General features: G+C 39.5%; 14 protein-coding genes. 9 read left to right on the top strand and 5 right to left on the bottom strand.

Annotation, left to right across the window (positions count from 1 at the left end):
* The first annotated feature begins 158 nt into the window (after positions 1 to 158).
* Positions 159 to 2,141, top strand: a complete 1,983-nt coding sequence (locus tag ABJD71_RS16780; protein ID WP_348172110.1) for a hypothetical protein — start codon at positions 159 to 161, stop codon at positions 2,139 to 2,141.
* Between the two features lie 576 nt (positions 2,142 to 2,717).
* On the opposite strand, the gene ABJD71_RS16775 is transcribed toward ABJD71_RS16780, so the two are convergent.
* From ABJD71_RS16775 to ABJD71_RS16755, 5 genes are all read right to left on the bottom strand, one after another.
* The gene (locus ABJD71_RS16775; RefSeq protein WP_348172107.1) at positions 2,718 to 3,524 is read right to left on the bottom strand and encodes an HD domain-containing protein; all 807 of its coding nucleotides are present in this window, start codon (positions 3,522 to 3,524) and stop codon (positions 2,718 to 2,720) included.
* 42 nt (positions 3,525 to 3,566) lie between these two features.
* Entirely contained in the window at positions 3,567 to 4,112 is a 546-nt protein-coding gene (locus ABJD71_RS16770) for a DNA-binding protein (RefSeq protein WP_348172104.1), read from the bottom strand.
* Between the two features lie 63 nt (positions 4,113 to 4,175).
* The gene (locus tag ABJD71_RS16765) at positions 4,176 to 5,078 is read right to left on the bottom strand and encodes a hypothetical protein (RefSeq protein WP_348172101.1); all 903 of its coding nucleotides are present in this window, start codon (positions 5,076 to 5,078) and stop codon (positions 4,176 to 4,178) included.
* Complete coding sequence (locus ABJD71_RS16760) at positions 5,071 to 6,255, bottom strand: DUF3596 domain-containing protein (protein WP_348172099.1); 1,185 nt, start codon at positions 6,253 to 6,255, stop codon at positions 5,071 to 5,073. Before ABJD71_RS16760 ends, ABJD71_RS16765 begins: the two co-directional genes overlap by 8 nt.
* Complete coding sequence (locus ABJD71_RS16755) at positions 6,248 to 6,487, bottom strand: hypothetical protein (protein WP_348172096.1); 240 nt, start codon at positions 6,485 to 6,487, stop codon at positions 6,248 to 6,250. The genes ABJD71_RS16760 and ABJD71_RS16755 overlap by 8 nt, the downstream gene beginning before the upstream one ends.
* 155 nt (positions 6,488 to 6,642) lie before the next feature.
* Between ABJD71_RS16755 and ABJD71_RS16750 the strand changes: the two genes are divergently transcribed.
* The 8 genes from ABJD71_RS16750 (at position 6,643) to ABJD71_RS16715 (ending at position 18,676) form a co-directional block, all read left to right on the top strand.
* Positions 6,643 to 6,843 carry a helix-turn-helix transcriptional regulator gene (locus tag ABJD71_RS16750; protein ID WP_348172093.1) on the top strand — a complete coding sequence of 67 codons (201 nt, stop codon included), beginning with the start codon at positions 6,643 to 6,645 and terminating at the stop codon, positions 6,841 to 6,843.
* 235 nt (positions 6,844 to 7,078) lie between these two features.
* The gene (locus tag ABJD71_RS16745) at positions 7,079 to 8,560 is read left to right on the top strand and encodes a sigma-54 dependent transcriptional regulator (protein ID WP_348172090.1); all 1,482 of its coding nucleotides are present in this window, start codon (positions 7,079 to 7,081) and stop codon (positions 8,558 to 8,560) included.
* 49 nt (positions 8,561 to 8,609) lie between these two features.
* Positions 8,610 to 11,990 (top strand): DEAD/DEAH box helicase family protein, encoded by a 3,381-nt coding sequence (locus tag ABJD71_RS16740; RefSeq protein ID WP_348172087.1) that lies wholly within the window; start codon positions 8,610 to 8,612, stop codon positions 11,988 to 11,990.
* Positions 11,991 to 12,057: 67 nt separating this feature from the next.
* A complete protein-coding gene (locus tag ABJD71_RS16735) occupies positions 12,058 to 13,659 on the top strand; it encodes a class I SAM-dependent DNA methyltransferase (RefSeq protein WP_348172084.1) in 1,602 nt (533 codons plus the stop codon).
* Positions 13,656 to 14,807, top strand: coding sequence for a restriction endonuclease subunit S (locus tag ABJD71_RS16730; protein WP_348172081.1), 1,152 nt, complete (start codon positions 13,656 to 13,658; stop codon positions 14,805 to 14,807). The genes ABJD71_RS16735 and ABJD71_RS16730 overlap by 4 nt, the downstream gene beginning before the upstream one ends.
* Before the next feature lie 21 nt (positions 14,808 to 14,828).
* Complete coding sequence (locus ABJD71_RS16725) at positions 14,829 to 16,121, top strand: hypothetical protein (RefSeq protein WP_348172078.1); 1,293 nt, start codon at positions 14,829 to 14,831, stop codon at positions 16,119 to 16,121.
* Positions 16,122 to 17,750, top strand: coding sequence for an AAA family ATPase (locus ABJD71_RS16720; protein ID WP_348172075.1), 1,629 nt, complete (start codon positions 16,122 to 16,124; stop codon positions 17,748 to 17,750).
* Positions 17,750 to 18,676 carry a hypothetical protein gene (locus ABJD71_RS16715; RefSeq protein WP_348172072.1) on the top strand — a complete coding sequence of 309 codons (927 nt, stop codon included), beginning with the start codon at positions 17,750 to 17,752 and terminating at the stop codon, positions 18,674 to 18,676. The genes ABJD71_RS16720 and ABJD71_RS16715 overlap by 1 nt, the downstream gene beginning before the upstream one ends.
* The last annotated feature ends 9 nt before the right edge of the window (positions 18,677 to 18,685 follow it).

The following is an 18,685-nucleotide window of genomic DNA, read 5'->3' as shown; positions in this document are numbered from 1 at the left end:
ACTTGATGGCGAAATAATAGGAATCATCATGAATTAAAACCATGAAACTATTTGACTACCCCGTTTTAAGAAAAACCAAGAGGAGTAAACAAGAAGTTTCATGTTAGGCTATATTTGGCTTTGCGATATTTAGGGAAATATATTTAACAAGGATTAAAATGAGCTGTATACCGTCTATTGAGTCAATATTATTACAAGTACACCAAAGCCTAGAGTTACCACCATATTCGAGTAATCAAAAAGCTGCATTCTCTAAACTGAAGCGCCCGCTTGATAAACACCATGAACAGTTTATAGAGATTATCGATGGCATCTTTAGATCTTTGGAAATCCATAAGGATGCTCACGCCTGTAATGACCTTACATACAACATAGAAAACTTTGCTCAATTTCAAAAAGAGCTTGAACTTAAAACCTGGACATTCAATGCCGATATTAAACAGGTGATTTGGCAGCTAATCAGTCACTCTTACATTCCTGGAATAGCTAGGTTTATGGCTTATTGGAATCTTGAAGACATAACAGATAAAGGCATGCCTGGTGGGCATTTTTGGTATTTACCGACTGAAACAGAAGATCGCTTAAACGTGACAATGCCAGTAGAACAGGTTTGCTCGTGGTTACTCGATCTACTAGGTATTCCTTTAGATCGTGTCAGGAACTTAAGTTTAGAAAAGACCAATACAGAAACTTTAATTAGAAATATTTATAACTGGAAAAATGGCAAAGTACCAAGGTTAGAAACTATCAATAAAAGTTTCCCTGATAATACTGAGATAGAATTTAAGGGCTGTTTAAAAATAGATAGCAGTTTAAGTGAACAAGAGCAATTACTGGAAACTATTAGCTTTGTCAGAAATAAAGGTCTTACTCCTGAACTATTAATTCGTGAATTACCAATAATAGAAGTCAGCACCTTAGAGAAAATCATCAAGGGTAAAGGAGAAGAGGAGCACAATCAAAAGTTCGTTCAACTGATGTCCATTCGCTATGCTCAACCGACTTTTAAAACAATTCGCCAACGATTACGTGTTGCTAAGGCCATGCAAGATGGTTATAAGCGGTTACTTAAATTTTTGTGCGGTGATGATATCCAACCCACATGTCCAAACCTAGATGAAAATAAAGTTCTTCAACTCTGCCATATTTACAAGTTTGTTTATAATTTAACTATCGAAGCGTACAGAGTTAACCCAAGCCAAGCAGAAGAAGATAAATGGTTTGATAATCAATTGCCTGAAATAGATAAGAATGGATTGTTTTTATCAGTTGCACCATCAAGATTTTCAGGTTCATTTTCATTATTGGGGGAGTTACTAACAAAACGATTTCAACGGATGGGCCCTGAAGATTCCCTGCCAAACCTTTTTGATCCAAACCCAAAGTCAAACTTAGATGCTTTTAAGCAAAAACTTATTGAACAAAAGTTATGGGCCGATGAAACGGTTGCTGAAATTGAATTGGAAAAACAGGTTTGCAAAGGCTCACCTTGGAGGGCTTTTCAAAAAGAAAATAGTTATTGGGTTATCACTCAATTCGCCCAAAATAATTCATACAGTGATCGCATCAAAGAGGCTGCTATTCGGCGACTTTATGAAATTTCGAAGACGCCTCAAGAAGAAGCTGGTGTCATATTGCTTGAGTGCAGCTATTTAATAGACTTGCCCAGAAACAAAAGACCAACGGATACTCAGGAAAGGTTAGTATCTTTGCTTGAGGGCATCGAACAACACTCTGGGTTTGATGTATGGAAAGCACCCTTTCTCTGCGCTAAGGCAAAAAATTATATTGCAATGAATGAGTTCAAATCCGCAGCCCAGTTTTTTAAACATGCATTGGAAGCTTGTCAATACAGAAGTTACGGCCCATTGAGAGGGCTAATTGCGAGAGATACCTTAGCAACCTTGCTGCAAATTGAAAAACTGAATGAAAACAATCATGAACGATATTTACGTGAAATGATGGCTAACGATGTTTTTGAAATAACCTCGCCTTTTGCTGAGGTAACGCTTGAATCTGTTGCACGTGACTTAGATGAGCATTTTTGGACTGAGCTGTATAAACCTTACCGCGGCATAAAAAGACTCGAGCCAACGAAAGGGATATTAGTTAAGCCTTTTCGTGTAAATTATCTATGCTGATAAGGCCAAAATGGAGTAAAAGGTGTTAACAAACTGCGGGGGCAGGTTCTGCGAATGACCTCTCTTAAGCATTTAATGAGTTTATTTCCACCGTTAGCTCAAAGCCGACTCGATTATATGACTGCCTTATAAAGTTTAAATAGCGTCACAAACAGAGTGAAGTCCTTGCAAACTTTCACAGGCCAGCTCAATCGGTCGACGACCGTTAAAAGGGGCATTGTGATTCACCATTGTCATATAACCGTAAACGTTCGTCGGGTTAGTAAAAGGCTATCTAAGAGCCCCATATATATCTTGCAAAACAGATAAACCTAGCTCCTGCTCTATGGATAGTGTTTTTGGTATATTAATCAACTCAAACCCTAGAACGTTTTGCTTTTGCTTTTCGGTCAAACTCCACTTATCTAACAGCTTAATAACTGAGTTAAGTATTATGTTTTTAGATTGTTTTTCAATTATTTGTGTTTTGTTTTTTTATTTCACAAAAAAATGCAGTGAACCGGTAAGGAGTCACTGCATCCACAATTTTATCGTTGAGTTTTAACATTGGGGCCGAAGACGAAGGTAACACTTCGCTCATCTGCTTTTAATGTTCACTCTACAACAGTCTAAATAGTATTGCTCAAATCTGGGTACCACTGACTTAGGCAAAGTATTAACGACTAAATGCTTAGTTCGAGTGGCAGAATCTGCGTAAAAGCCGCGCAGTAATCCTAAGCTGAATAGCGTGTTGATAACTTCCGCTTCATCGAACATTATGTGCGCTTCTAATTTTCCGACTTCAGTAAAGCCTACAAACAGCAATGCCTGCTTTTCTTCGCTCCAATATAGGTTGTCACTTGTCACCCATCTCTTTAAAACATCAAAATCGTCAGATTCTCCCGATTGATTCCACAACAGATATTCCGCCAGTCTAGTCATGCCAATTGGTGCTTTGTTGCAAGCAACGATTAGATTTTCACACCAGCTAAAATAATCTTTTCGTTTGTCCATTTTCCAACATGGTGGCAGTGCGCTTAAGTTACTGATGAGGTCAGCAAGCTTAATGGCATGAATAGCAGGTTGCTGGTCTATCAATTTGTTAATAGTTGCTTGTCGCCGCGCTTTTAACGATAAAGATTTATCGTCTGTAAGTTGTTCAACCATTGACCTTATCTCAACTCCAAACGCCTTTTCAATTTCAATGCTGTTTACACTAGTGTCTTCTATCACATCATGAAGCAATGCAGCACACAGAAACTTAACGTCGCTAAAGTTAAAGTGCTCAAGAATTGCTTTCACCTCGTTGAGGTGATTGATATAAGGCGAGTTGTCAAACTTTCGTGTTTGGTTTTGATGTGCTTGCGTTGCAAGTGTTTTAGCTTTGATAAGTAGTAGGCTCATACTGCGTCCTTTTGTTTAATAGTAGAAATTAGTCGATGCTAATTATTGGTTATTTGGTAATGCCGCTTCGTATGCAGCGACTTTGCCGGTGAGTTTTGAGTTTTCGATAAGCAAATCAGCATTTTGTTTTGCCAAGGTTTTTAATTCGGTTTGTAGCTCACGCATGTCGGCTTCAACCAACTTGATGGATTGGTCAGCACTGATCTCATATTCTTTGTAATACTGAAGTGACTCTTCGTGTTGTTTATTCAAATCGTCTGCACGTCTTTCGTACATTTTTTGACAGCGCCTAAATGCACTTATAACCAACATTTCAAGTTGATCCCGCTGTTGGGTAATCATTTGGCTTGCAGCTTCTGAGATGTCAGATGGTAAATCTTCAAGAGACAACTCGTGATCGTTAATGTCGCCAAAACTGCCTGTTCGCTTAGCAGCGTATGCAGTCCAAATATCTCGGATCCTAACCAATCCTCCTCGATACCCCAGCGTTGCTCGAATAGCACCTGGGTTAGGTGTTTTGCCGCTTTTTTCAAGCTCTAAAGCGGCTTCAATAATTTCTTTTTCTTTCACTTCTGGGTGCCTAGCCATAGATTAATTCCTTTAATTAATTTAATTAGTTGCGTTAATTAAATTTAAGATGCAGCGTTTCTGTTAAAGCGATGCAAACGCGATTGCTCGGTTGGTTTTAGCGCTACCGGCTTGAATCTGTTTATTGCGCCAAGATGCAGACAAGTGGTCAAGACAGGAGTAAAAACTGTCTAAGTTAAAGCTGCTACGTTTGCTAACAAAACCAAAGCTCAACAAAAATCGAAGTTGATAGTGCAATTGAGGTGATGTGTTTTTGAGCCCCGTTAAGGGCGTAACGCATATATCCATCGATAGATCTTCAATATCAGCTCTTACCCCAATAGCAGAAAGCGTTGAATCAGAGGTGTACTTATTTATTTTGCCAATCTCATGCAAAATAGAAAAAGCAATCGCCAGATCTCTTTGCTCGACAGACAGACTTTGATTACTTAAAAGCTTTGCGGCTACTAGTAGAGCTTGAGACAACAAGCAGTTAGTCTCGCTTTGTTTAACCTTTACTCGAGTAGGGCAATTTATGTATTTAGTCGCTACATCAGGCTGTAAAAGCGTTTGTGAAACAAACTGCTTCAAGTGTTTATTTGTAATGCGATAAAATAAAACAACAACCTCTTTAAGTTGTGACGGGTAAGGGCACAAACTGCTTGGCAAAGAGGAAATATCTAACTTATTTATCAGTTTGTATTGAGCGACCTCTTCCAAATATACACACCGTAAATAGTTTTTGCCGTGATGTGATTTAGCACACACTTCTATATGCACAAGTGAATTGGCTTTAAATGAAGAGAAAAAGTGCCTTTGGTCGAAACAGTAAACTTTTATCGTAGCAGTGCTGTCTGACAAACATATTTCCCAAATAGGCTCACCTTTTTTCGAGTGCTTCTGCAAACAACTCACTAGAAAATATCTACCTTTAAAACGTTTGAGTTCTTTAACTTTTGACAGCGAGGGTTGAATTGATTTAAGCATTGGTTGTTCCCTCCATTACATTAGATAACATTTTGTCTGCCGCAGACCCGTCTTGACGTGTTAGGTTTGGCACGTAGCGCGAATAAACACGAAATAACATTTCGGTATTTGCATGCCCCATCTGGTTTGCAATCCACTCAGGGCTTTCACCTGATGCAAGCCAAAGTGTGGCTGCGGTATGGCGCATTTGATAAGGGTTGCGACGACGTATACCGAGCGAATCTAAAAGTGGATACCAAACTCGTTTAGTCACTGCGTTGTGCTCAAGTGGGTTACCATTTTTATTTACAAAAACAAACTCTTGGTCGCCTGTGCTACTTTTCATCTGTATAAATGCTTGGTAAACAGGTTCACTCATTTGAATGTCACGCTGGCTAAAATCGTTTTTGGTGTAAGAAACCTCGCCTTTAACTATGGTTTCACGGATTTGAATACGACGATTATCTAAATCTATGTGTTTCCATTTAAGCCCATCAATTTCACCGGTGCGCATGCCTGTGAAAAAGCGAATGGTGAAATACGGAACAAAATCGTCACGTACATTATTTAAAATCAAATTAATTTCTTCAGGTGTGAATGGCTGAATGTCACTTTTTGGGACTTTGAGAGGTTTGATGCCTCGATATGGTGAAGTGAATTCATAGTTATCTGACGCCTCTATCAAAATCATTCGCATAATTTTCATATGGCGATTGATGTGAGACGGAGACAGTCCAATGCCATTCTTTTTAGTAACTTTTGCTAAACCAGCCCGAAACTCTAATAAATCCATTTTTTTGATGTTTGAAATTTTCACATCGCCAAATTGCGGGATTAAACGTTTAAATAAGATGTAATGAACCGTGTCTGTATAACTATCCCTCCATTGCACCTTAGTTTGCTCGAACCAGATATTTGCATATTTCTCAAAGCTAGGAATTTCAGTCGCCCCATTCGCAATCAAAGTTTTACGCTCAATCTCTTCAAACTTTTTGATTAAGCGGCTGTTTGGAAAAGTACGAGCGTAGTCGAAAGAGCCAAGCATAATTTCCGCTTGAATACGTTCTAAAACCTTCTCCAGCTTTTTCCGATTCACGGCTGTATCTTTTAAAGTGGTTTGTTCCCGACAACGCTGATTTCGAAACTTAAAATCAAAATATAATTTACCGGTTTCTTTACGAACGTTAATACTAGCCATTAGATACACCGCCGTTCGCCATAGGTATCGCCATTGAATTTGCGGAAAATTTACCTATATCTCGCTTAATGACTTCCCAGTTGTAAAGAATTTTGCGACCACCAAAGGGACGAATATAGTGAATACCTTCAAGTAAAACCGAATCTTTAAGCCTTTCGCGTATTGTTCGTGAATCGTATTTAATGAGTTTTGACAGCTCTTGTGTTGTTAAGTAAGTTTGCGATGTATTCATCGATCTATTCCTATTTTAGTGATAATCTAAAATGACTAAATTTAATTTATAAGGTCAATTTGTCATTCTAAATAGCATTTTACATCGCAGAATGCATTTGTCAATGGCTTTTTGTTATTTTAAATGACATTAATGAATTCTAAAGGTAATTAAGCGTGATTAAATGCCACTTGGCTCGCCTGATGGGTGAGAAGAAAATGAAAATAATGGATGTAGCTAGAGAAACCGGGTTGAACCGAAATACTGTAACTCTTCTTTACAAAGAAACAGCACAACGCATTGATTTAGAAGCTATAGATAAACTATGTGATTTATTTGAGTGTGAAGTGGGGGAGTTGTTGGAAAAAATTATGTGAGATTAATGCCACTACTTCTTTCTATGACTAGTTAAGGAATTGGGCGTATTTCAATATGTACAATTGATGTTGCAGAGAAGTGCGACTCTACTGATCACTGTGCTACTCCAAGCTAGGTTTGTTTTTTAACCGGACATAATTATTTGTTAATAGAAGTACCTCATAATTTGCTTGTATACATTGTTGTGTCAAAAAGTTAAATTATAAAAATATTTGCGCTAAGACAATAATAATTATGGCAAAGAAAATCCTAGTCTCTTGGGTGGGTATCACCGACATCAAAATGATCGCAAATGTTGATGATTTTGGCCCTTTAGAGAGTGTGATGCATGCAGGTACTTTCGACACTGTTTTTGCCCTGACGGATAAATCTGAAAGTGAGATGGCGACATATTTTGAATCGCTCGCAAAAAAACACGAATCAATAATAATACCAGAGTTTGTTACCCTCAGAAATCCAACTCACTATGGTGATATTTCTGCTGCAATGAGTAGCTTAATATCAAAGTTGACTCCAGATCACGCAAGTAAAGATATTACTATCCAGGTCTCATCTGGTACCCCATCTATGACGGCTGTTTCAATTTTGTTGGGTAAAAAATATGGGTTTAAGTTTTTACAATCGACAAGAGAGCAAGGTGTAATCGAGCCTGAACTACCTTTTGATATCGCAGCCGACTTTCACTTATTAAAAGAAGAAAATAAGCTTTCTTCATTTTTTATAGGAGAAGCTCCAGATACCGCCGCTTTCTCCGACATTATTACTCAGTCTCCAGAAATAAAAACCTTAAAACAAAAAGCGGCCATAATTGCTAAGCGTGATGTACCTGTTTTAATTACGGGTGAAACGGGCACGGGTAAAGAGCTATTTGCAAAAGCTATTCACAACTCAAGTAAGCGAGCTAACAAGCCACTGCTTATTCTTAATTGTGGGGCTATCCCTAAAGACCTAATAGACACAACTTTATTTGGCCATGTGAAAGGTGCTTTTACTGGCGCAACCACTGCAAAGGAAGGTTACTTTAGCCAAGCAGATGGAGGTACCTTATTCCTCGACGAATTTGGAGAATTACCCCTAGACTCTCAAGTACGGCTCTTAAGAGTGATACAACAAGGCACACTCACCCCTGTCGGCTCTACTAACGAGCAAAAAGTGGACGTACGAATAATAACGGCAACTAACAAAGACCTAGCTAACGAAGTTATTGAAGGGCGATTTAGAGAAGATCTTTTCTACCGTATTGCAATTGGTGTACTACATCTTCCAGCACTAAGGTACCGCAGTGGTGACATAACACATTTAGCCAAAGCATTGCTTGAACAAATTAACCAAGAAGCAAAACAAGAACAAGAGTATGTTCATAAGAAATTTTCTGTTAATGCAATAAATTTTATATCAAAACAGCCTTGGGCAGGTAATGTTCGTGAGTTACAGGCAACCATTCTCAGAGCTACACTCTGGCAAGCTGGCGATGTGCTGAATGAAGATGACATAGCACAGTCGTTGATTAGCTCCACACGTAAGTCTGAGAACCTAATGGATAGAGGTTTAACTCAAGAGTTTGATATTAATGAAGTTATTGGTGAGTTAACTAAGTCGTACGTTGTTAAAGCAATGGAACACTGTCATGGTAATAAGTCTAAAGCTGCATCATTATTGGGTTTAAAAAACTACCAAACATTAAATAACTGGATTGATAAATACAACATCAAATAAATAGTGGCACATTACTAGCTAATAGCTAAACATGGATGAAATAAAACTTATGCAATCAATGAACTTTGAATTTCTTAAACCTGAAAATGAAACCCTTGCTAACCTTGGCGGATTGGCAGAAGCGGTATTGTTTATTGATCCAGGAAGTGCCCTAACTAGAGCGAGGTCGTTTGCTGAAGAGTTGACAAAGGCCATTTATAAAGAAGAGCGGTTACCACGGGTCCCTCGTGCTGGATTTTACGACTTGGTCAAAAACCCTGTTTTTGAAGACTGCGTAAATAAATCTCTTATTCATCAAATAAACTACCTTCGTATTTTGGGCAACGATCCAGCCCACGGGGCAACTGGAGATCTTCGTAATGCCCAATTCGCATTAGGAACAGCGCATCAGCTAGCAACGTACATGGCAGTTAAGTATTACGGTAAAAGCCAAAATAATATTCCCACTTTTCAAGATATACCTGATCCTACCCAAAAATTGTCACAACTGAATAAGTCAGTCAGCGCCTATGAAAAGGATTTAAAGAAACAACAAGAAGAGTTAGAGCGTGTCGTTGCTGAACTTGAAAAAGAACGCATTAAAAACGCAACAAAAATCGAAGCCCCAAGTACAGCCGAGCAAGCAAGGCGCAAACAGCAAAGCCAGTCAGTTGCAGACAGCCTGCAATGGAATGAAGCCAAAACTCGCACTTTAATGATCGATGCAATGCTGCTTCAAGCTGGCTGGGACGTATCGGACCCTGAACAAGTAGGTCAAGAATTCGAAGTTGCTTTCCCCAATAACCCATCAGGTAAAGGTTATGTTGATTACGTTCTATGGGGTGACAATGGCCAACCTCTTGCGGTTGTAGAGGCTAAAAAGTCAGGCAATACAAGCTTACATGCTGGTCGCGAGCAGGCCCGTTTGTACGCACAAGCACTTGAAGATATGGGTTACCAAAGTCCTGTTATCTTTTATTCAAACGGCTACGAAACCTTCATTTGGGACGACAAGCAATACAATACCTATCGCCCAGTGTACGGCTTCTATTCAAAAGACAGCCTTGACTATTTAATTTATCAGCGTGCCTATCGCAATAAAAAGCTCGAGCAACACAACCCAAATCTAAAGATAGCCGATAGACCCTATCAAATTGAAGCTATTAAAACCGTTGGCGCTCATTTTCAAAACCAACGCCGTAAAGCGCTCATCATCCAAGCAACGGGCACAGGTAAAACACGTGTTTCAATTGCGCTTGCCGAGTTATTACTGCGTACAGGTTGGGCAAAACGCGTATTGTTTTTATGTGACCGAAAAGAGCTACGCACACAAGCAGATGATGCCTTTAAACAAAACCTGCCAAGTGAGCCACGCTGTGTCATTGGCGAAACCAATAAAATCGATCAATCAGCAAGAATTTACATAGCCACCTATCCAGGCATGATGAATCGCTTTGCGCAATTAGATGTTGGGTTTTTCGACCTAATAGTGGCAGATGAAAGCCACCGCTCTATCTATAATAAATACCGAGATCTGTTTGATTACTTTGATGCGCTGCAAGTTGGCCTAACCGCTACACCAGTAAAGTTTATCAGCCGTAACACTTTCGACATTTTTGACTGTGAATCAACCGATCCAACTTTTGAATTTGGACTAGACGCAGCAATAAACAATGAGCCACCTTACTTAGTGCCCTTTAAAGTAAAAGACTTAACTACCGAGTTTTTACGCGATGGTATTCACTACAATGATCTCTCAGGCGAACAAAAATCTCAGTTAGAAGAAGATTTGGGTGAAGAAGAGGCTAAAAAAACCACAATAGCGGGCAAAGATATAGGGCGTAAAATCTTTAGTAAAAAAACAGACAAAATCATTCTCGAAAACCTAATAAATAACGGCATTAAAGACGAAACTGGCTCTCTCATTGGTAAAACCATTATCTTTGCGCAAAGACAAGAGCATGCCGAGCACCTTGAAAAAATGTTTTGCCAACTTTACCCTCAATATGGCAACAAGGTGTGCAAAGTTATCCATAACAAGGTGCCACATGTTGAGAGTTTAATAAAAGAATTCAAAAAAGCAGATAACGAGTTTCGCATCGCCATTTCTGTAGACATGCTCGACACAGGTATAGATGTGCCAGAAGTAGTGAACCTAGTTTTTGCTAAAACGGTAAGGTCGTTTGTTAAGTTTTGGCAGATGATTGGTCGTGGCACCCGATTACGTCCCAACTTGTTTGGCGCGGGTCTAAACAAAAGTGAGTTTTACATTTTTGACCACTACGGCAATTTTGAGTTTTTTGAACAAGAGTATGTTGAGCCTAGTGATCTGGGCAGTAAATCGCTGCTTCAAACCACCTTTGAGGCAAGAGTCGCACTGGCTAAGTCAGCATTAGAAAGAAACCACGCCAGCGCATTTGATACCGCAATAAGTCAAATTAAAGCGGATATTAATGACTTACCCGACCAAAGCATTGCAGTTAGACGCAACTTACGTTTAGTACATGAGTTACAACAAACCGACTTACTGACAAAACTTAGCGGGAAAACCCAACACGATCTCGAAACCACCATCGCGCCACTAATGTCAGCACGAGTATTACGCGACAAACATGCATCGGCCTTTGATAGGTTAATTGCCAACACTGCAAAATGTTTCATCGAAGAAGCCAGTTGCCTTGCAGACAATCAAACCGAATTGCTTAAACAAATAGATTTACTTGCGGTTAATATTCAAGCCGTTCGACAAAAAGATAAAGCAATTGAAAAAATCCGCAGCAGTGAGTTCTGGCAAAGTCTCGCCCTTGAAGATCTAGAATGGGCCAGACAAGAACTACGCGGAATAATGAAATACAAAAAGCCTAAAACCGGCCCTTCTGATTACACGCCTGTAACTAAAACCATCGATGGCGAGATACATGAGTTTGAGCGCGAGGTTAAAATTTCAGGTGCCGACGAAGCCATGATCTACCGAAGACGCTTAAAAAGTATTTTAGACAGCATGGTCGCTGCCAATCCAATTTTGAAAAAAATCCATGATGGCGAGCCCGTAAATAAAAATGAGCTAAAAACGTTAACCTCCACCATATTAACCGCGCATCCAGGCGTTAGCTTAGAAACCCTGAATGAGTTTTATGGACGCACAGCGGATGAGTTACAATTAACAATTAGAGAGCTAATAGGTCTTGATGCCGCAGCAATAGAGTCGCACTTTAAAGCGTTTTTGCACGAGCACGGCAACCTTACCGCTAAACAGGTTCAGTTTATGAACCTATTAAAAAATTACATTGCGCAAAACGGCTCTATCTTACTCGATACCCTTTACGATGCGCCTTTCACTGCACTGTCGCATGAAGGCATCGATGGTGTGTTTGGCCAAGAATCCATTGCCGACTTAGTCACACTGCTAAAACCATTTGTTCGCGATAACGAACAGCGACCTCAACCATAATGCCACTGCTGCTATTTCAGCAGTGAACATTAGATTGATATAAACATTAAATTAGAAGTAAAAATACATGCTAACTGGACCAATTAAAAACGACATCGACAAACTCTGGGAAAAATTCTGGACTGGAGGAATTACCAACCCATTAACGGTTATCGAGCAAATTAGTTATTTGATGTTTGCCCGCATGCTCGACATGCAAGAAGAAGTAGCAGAGCGAAAGGCCTCGCGCACCGGTAAAAGTTTTGATCGTCTGTTTCCGGAAACATCTGAAGGCCAAATGCTGCGCTGGAAAAACTTCAAAAACATGAGTGCTGTTGAGCTACATAAACACCTTAAAAGCAATGTATACCCTCATTTTGCCAAGCTAGGCCAAGTATCAGAGCAAGAAGGTTTAGCCGAAGAAGGCACAACAGTACAAGCCTTAGGTAACATCGGCGAATACATGCAAGACGCTGATCTAGAAATTAAGAATGAATCGGTTTTAGTTTCTGCCATTGAGATGGTAGATGACTTACCGCTGACCCAAAGCGACGTAAAAGGCGATATCTACGAATACCTGCTAAGCAAGCTCACCACTGCCGGCATAAACGGCCAGTTTAGAACACCGCGCCATATCATCGACGCCATGATTGAAATGACCGACCCACAACCAAGCGAACGTATTTGTGACCCAGCTTGTGGCACCGCCGGTTTCTTAGCCCGCAGCATGGAGTACTTAAACCGAGTACATTCAAGCGACGCAGGCACCTTTGAAGACGAAGAAGGTAATAAGCACTATACCGGTGACTTACTCGAACCTTATCGCGAACATATCGACACCCAAATGTTCTGGGGCTTTGATTTCGACACTACCATGCTGCGCGTATCGAGTATGAACATGGCGTTGCACGGCGTAAACGGTGCCAATATCTTGTATCAAGACTCTCTGAACAAATCCATAAAAGAAAACTACCCAGAACAAGAAGAAAACTTCTTCGATGTAATATTAGCCAACCCGCCATTTAAAGGTGCGATTGACGAAACCAACACCAATCCCAAAGTGCTCGATATGGTGAAAACCAAAAAGACCGAGTTATTGTTTGTTGCCTCAATTCTTAGGCAACTTAAACTCGGTGGCCGTGCTGCCGTGGTTGTACCCGATGGTGTGTTATTTGGCTCATCAAAAGCTCACCAACAGCTACGCCAAGAGTTGATAGACAATAACCAACTAGAGGGCATTGTTAGCCTACCCAGTGGTGTCTTTAAGCCCTATGCCGGTGTAAGTACCGCAATTTTGTTTTTCACTAAAGGCGGCAACACCGAGCGCGTTTGGTTTTATGACCTACAAGCCGACGGTTATTCACTCGATGATAAACGCACCGAGTTAAAAGGTGCAGATGGCAATGACTTACCCGATGCCAAAGCCAAATGGAAGCAATACCGCCAATTGGTCATGAGTAATGCACCAGCAACTGAGATTGAACAAGCCTTTGGTGATAAAACCCAAAAAGCTTTTGTGGTAAATGCCAAAGATATTCAAGCCAGCAAATATGACCTTTCTATTAATCGTTATAAAGAAGTGGTTTATGAAGAAGAGACGTTTGAAGATCCGAAGGTTATATTGAGTAAGCTGAAGGTATTGGAAAGTGAGATTATGGCTGACCTAAATGAGTTGGAGGGAATGCTGTGAGTTGGCCTTTAGTAAAGATTGGAGAGCACTTAAATGTTCTTTCTGGTTTTGCATTTAAGTCTTCGATGTTCAGTGACAAAGGGATGCCTTTAGTTCGTATAAGAGATGTTGTCCGTGGTAGGACAACTACATATTATAGTGGAGATTATTCAAGCGAGTATATTATTCGAAAAGGTGATTTACTTGTTGGTATGGATGGCGATTTTAACCGAGCATACTGGGAATCCGAGGATGCGCTACTTAATCAGCGAGTATGTAAGTTAACGGCTGATAATGTAGGTTTAGATCAAGGTTTTTTATATCACCTGTTACATAAAGAGCTATTGAGAATACACCGGAATACTCCAGCTGTTACGGTAAAGCACCTTTCAGTTTCAAAAATAAAAAATATAGAAATCCCTCTCCCCCCATTAACCGAACAAAAACGCATCGCCGCCATACTCGACAAAGCCGACGCCATCCGCCGCAAACGCCAACAAGCCATCCAACTCGCCGACGACTTCCTCCGCGCTGTCTTCCTGGACATGTTTGGTGATCCAGTGACGAATCCGAAGGGGTTTAATAAAGTTCAAATTACTCAGTTGTCTGACGTAATGACAGGATATGCGTTTAAAAGTGAAGAGTATATCCCAGATAGTGATAGCGCGGTAAGGCTTTGCAGAGGGGCGAATACTCTCACTGGTTATTTTGAATGGAAAGACACAGTCTATTGGGAGGCTAGTAAATTAAAGGGAATAGAGAATTATAAGATAAATGCTGGTGACGTAATTCTTGCAATGGATCGTCCTTGGATATCAAGCGGACTTAAAGTTTGTATTTTCCCCAAAAACGAACGAGATACTTATTTGGTTCAACGAGTTGCACGTATTAGACCTAAGCAGACGATTTACACAGATTACCTTCATGCCTGTATTTTATCTAAAGCATTTGAGAAACATTGCTGCCCAACGGAAACTACAGTACCACATATATCGCCTGTAGAATTAAAAAACTTTGAAGTACTCTTACCAAAAGAAATATTAATTAAGAAGTACCATGACGTTGTTTCTAAACTAAGAAAGTCATTATCAAATATGGAAGCAGCGCTAGTTGAATCAACAAAATCTTTTAACTCATTAAGCCAAAAAGCCTTCGCTGGCGAACTCTAACAACAATAACAAGGATGTTCAGTGTCATCTCAAGCAGAAACTTTTTTTACTCAAATAACTAGTCAATCTTTGCAATTGATGGTCGAGCAGGCTAAAAAGTCGGTAATTATTGCTGCGCCTGGAATTCAGAAGAATGTGGCAGAAGCAATTTTGTCAGCCGCAAAGCAGCTGGGAAGTGAAATGGTCATTGTATGCTTAGATGTTTCTGAACATTCATTACGCTTAGGTTATGGTGATATTAGTGCCGTAGAAATGCTCAAAGACGATGGCGTTTTATTGCAGCATGTTGAGCATTTACGTTTTGCTTTAGTAGTGGTTGATGGTAATGGTTATAGTTTTACCCCCAACGCCTTATATTTAGAAAGCGATAAATCCTCCTCCCTTGGCTTTAACGCCATAAAGCTCACTACAGACCAAGTAAGAGAAGCAACGGTACGCTTATCACCCGCGGCTAAAGCGATTGCTGTAGCACAGTGCCAAGATGAAACAACTAAACAGGCGCTAAACCAAATAACACCATCTATCGAACCGCTTATTGTTGATAATAACGTGGTCGAGAACATAGGAAACATGCTTAAAGTTGCGCCTCCCGTGGCCTTTGATGTAAGTCGTCAAGTCCGAGTGTATAACGCTTATTTGCAATATGTTGAAGTTAGTATGACGGGCGCAGCAATTCAACGCCAAAAAGTTGCTATTCCTAAAGTATTGCAATCTATAGGCTCTGACAATCAAGAATTAGCTGGGCGACTCAACACAAGTTTTGATTTATTGGCAAAAGACAACATTCTGTCTTCCAAAAAATTAGAACAAAAACTGAAAGAACTTCGTGCAGCCTTTACCCCATCTTTGGGGAAAAAACACGGAAGAGTCATGCTCAAGAGCAATAAAGATCTTTTTAATAAGCAGATAAAGCTGTTTAAAGATCAATTAGCTGAACATGCCAAAGAAGTTGAATCGACCTTGCAAGCCAATATTGATGAATCCATAGCAAAAATTGCAAAATACTATTTACCCATTGTAAAGGCAAAGCCACCCATGGATATGCAGGGTAAATTAGGCATGTTTATAAACGATGAACAACAGGTAATGGATTGGATTAGTCGACAGTTGAACGGCGCCTTTCCTAAAGCTGAAAAAATGATAAGTAACATGGAAGTGTCGGTAATTTATAAAGACGTAACCTTCGAAAACCTTAACGATGAAGAGTTTATAGATGCATTAAAAAATGCGTTTCCAGATATTAATTGGGAAAAAGCCTATCAAGAAAGCATTGCAGCTGCTGGCATCACATCGAAAAATGAAATTGAGAAATAAATGAGAATCACCAAATTATCCTTAACAAATTTCAAGTCATTCAAAGAAACCCAAACCATTGAATTTGCTCCAGTGACTTTATTATTCGGCCCTAATAGTGTTGGTAAAAGCTCGGTGCTCATGGCGTTAGCTTACATTCAGCAAATTTTAAGTAAAGGTCATTGCAATCCTCAGAGGTTTGACGCAATGGGTCAAAAAAATATTGGTGGTTTTGAATCGCTAGTACATGGTCAAGACCTAACAAAGCCAATTCGTATTCGTTTAGATTATGAAACCACAAGGTCTCTATTTCTGAACTATGAACACCGAGTAGATGAAATGGTTAACCATATCCCTGACGCACGATACCTTTTAATGGATGATTTTGGCGGCAACTTGAAATCTGGTGCAGTAGAATTCGAAATAGTTTGGTCTGAGCGTTTTGATAGAGCTTATGTAAAAAACTACCGTACTTGGGTTAATGAGGTTTATTTAGGATGTGTTTATTCGTCTGAAGACCTTTCAAATACCATGATAAAAGAACTTAATACCGAACACCCTTCTTTGATACCTTACAATAATGATGACTGGCAAGAGTACCAATACGGCGAAGTTGAAAGTAGAGAGGGATTGGACGATGACGAACCGCGTACAGAATTTGAATTAGAATTAAATGCTTTAAATTCGAATCCTCCGAATATAGGAGAATTTATTGATTCAGAATTTAGTAGCCGTGTAGGACATATAGGTCTTCAATGTCGGAGTGGTGCCATTCCAATTCTAGGTTCACCAGTTATCACTAATTTAAGTGGTCAAGATTTTGATGACTTAGATAAACATTTGCATTTTTTGGTCATACAATCAATTTTAAGCCAAGCATTCGTTTTACCTTTAGATAAGCTTCTAGAATACCTTCAAGAAAGTGCTCATATTGGACCATTGCGCCTGGTCCCAGACAGTGATTACGTTTCTAACCCTCATCCTGAGCAAAAGGATTGGGCAGATGGCTCTGCCGCTTGGGATTTATTAAGTAAAGATCCAAACACAAATCCCGATATTAAAAAATTAATACACAACACTAGTGATTGCTTTTCGTCTAGTAGAAAGTTAAATAGCGGCTACGAGATACTTAACTACTCAATCATGGATAGATTTTTCATATCTCCTGATGAGACGAATAAAAGTTTGTTGAGTAATCGACATTTATCTTTTAAAGAGATTCGGACTAATATCGTGTTATCTGCAAATCAATTAGGAACTGGAATTTCTCAAGTACTTCCCATTGTAGTCGCTGCGAACTATGATCCTGTTTCATTGATAAGTATTGAGCAGCCAGAACTACATATACATCCTAGGTTTCAGGTTGAGCTTGCAGATGTTTTTCTCGATACAGCAAATGAACATTCATTCTTAATCGAAACACATAGCGAACATTTGATTCTTCGTTTGTTAAAAAGAATAAGACAATCTACAGATGAAGAGTTGCCAGAAGGTCACAAGCCGGTTAGTAAAGATGATGTTTCAATTGTTTATTTAGCGCCCTCAAAAGAAGGCGTAGTTGCCAAACGTATTAGGATTGATGAAGATGGCGAGTTCATAGACCGTTGGCCCAGAGGCTTTTTCTCTGAACGTAGAGGGGAGCTTCTATAATGATCTATGAATATACCCTAGAGCCAAGTTTATTGACTAAATGGGCCGACAGTAGCCGAGACTATTCAGAGTTTTTAAGAGAATATGGGATTGGTACATCTCGACTATTTAGTAGCTTTCCAAAGAGAAAAGCATCAAAACTTAGAAGTTACCTTCTTAAAGCAGGACCTCAAGATGATCAATCTTTACATGGGAGGCGATACACTGAAATGGTTAACAAGCTTGTAGAATGCTTAGTTTTTAGAGAAACACCAAATTATCAGAGCACAAATTGGACTGACATAGTTACGATTGAGAACGAGAGATTACCATTTGGAGTTATTCTTTCCTCCCAATCTTTAGAGACAGAAAAAAATATAACACCAGATAATATGTACAGTGCGACAAGCATATGGAATTGTGTAAACCAATTAAACATACAACGCACAAATCCTGGGTTAATGACTGCTTTTAATGATCTTGTTCGATTAGCAACTGAACAGATTGTAGTTGTTGACACTTTTGGTTGGACTACTGAAGCAATCAGTTTTATGCGGCATCTAATTAACTCTATTCCTACAAATAGAGTCAATCAAAAGCTTCCCCTGTTAACATTATTTTATAAGGAAAAACGAGGTGGGAAAACAGGTGGTGGCAGTCCGTCAGCAGATCACGTGAAAACTCAAATTATGCAAGAAGTTAGTGCTGAGCTTAGTGATATTGAGCTTCAAGTAATTGAGCTAAAAGAAATAGATGGAAATGATGTTTTTCACAACCGCTGTCTTTTAACCGAGCTTGGTGGTGTTATTACAGGACATGGGATTGGTGTATCAGGAGAAGAACACCATTCAGATGAAGCCATACTAATGGCAGCGGATATTTATCAAAAAAAATGGGCTCAGTTTGTTGAAGAGTTAAATTTTGGAATTGTATCTGAATCACAATGAACTGAACCC

Source organism: Paraglaciecola sp., from assembly GCF_039943935.1.
GTDB lineage: Bacteria > Pseudomonadota > Gammaproteobacteria > Enterobacterales > Alteromonadaceae > Paraglaciecola.
This window is presented reverse-complemented; position numbering and strand designations above follow the sequence as displayed.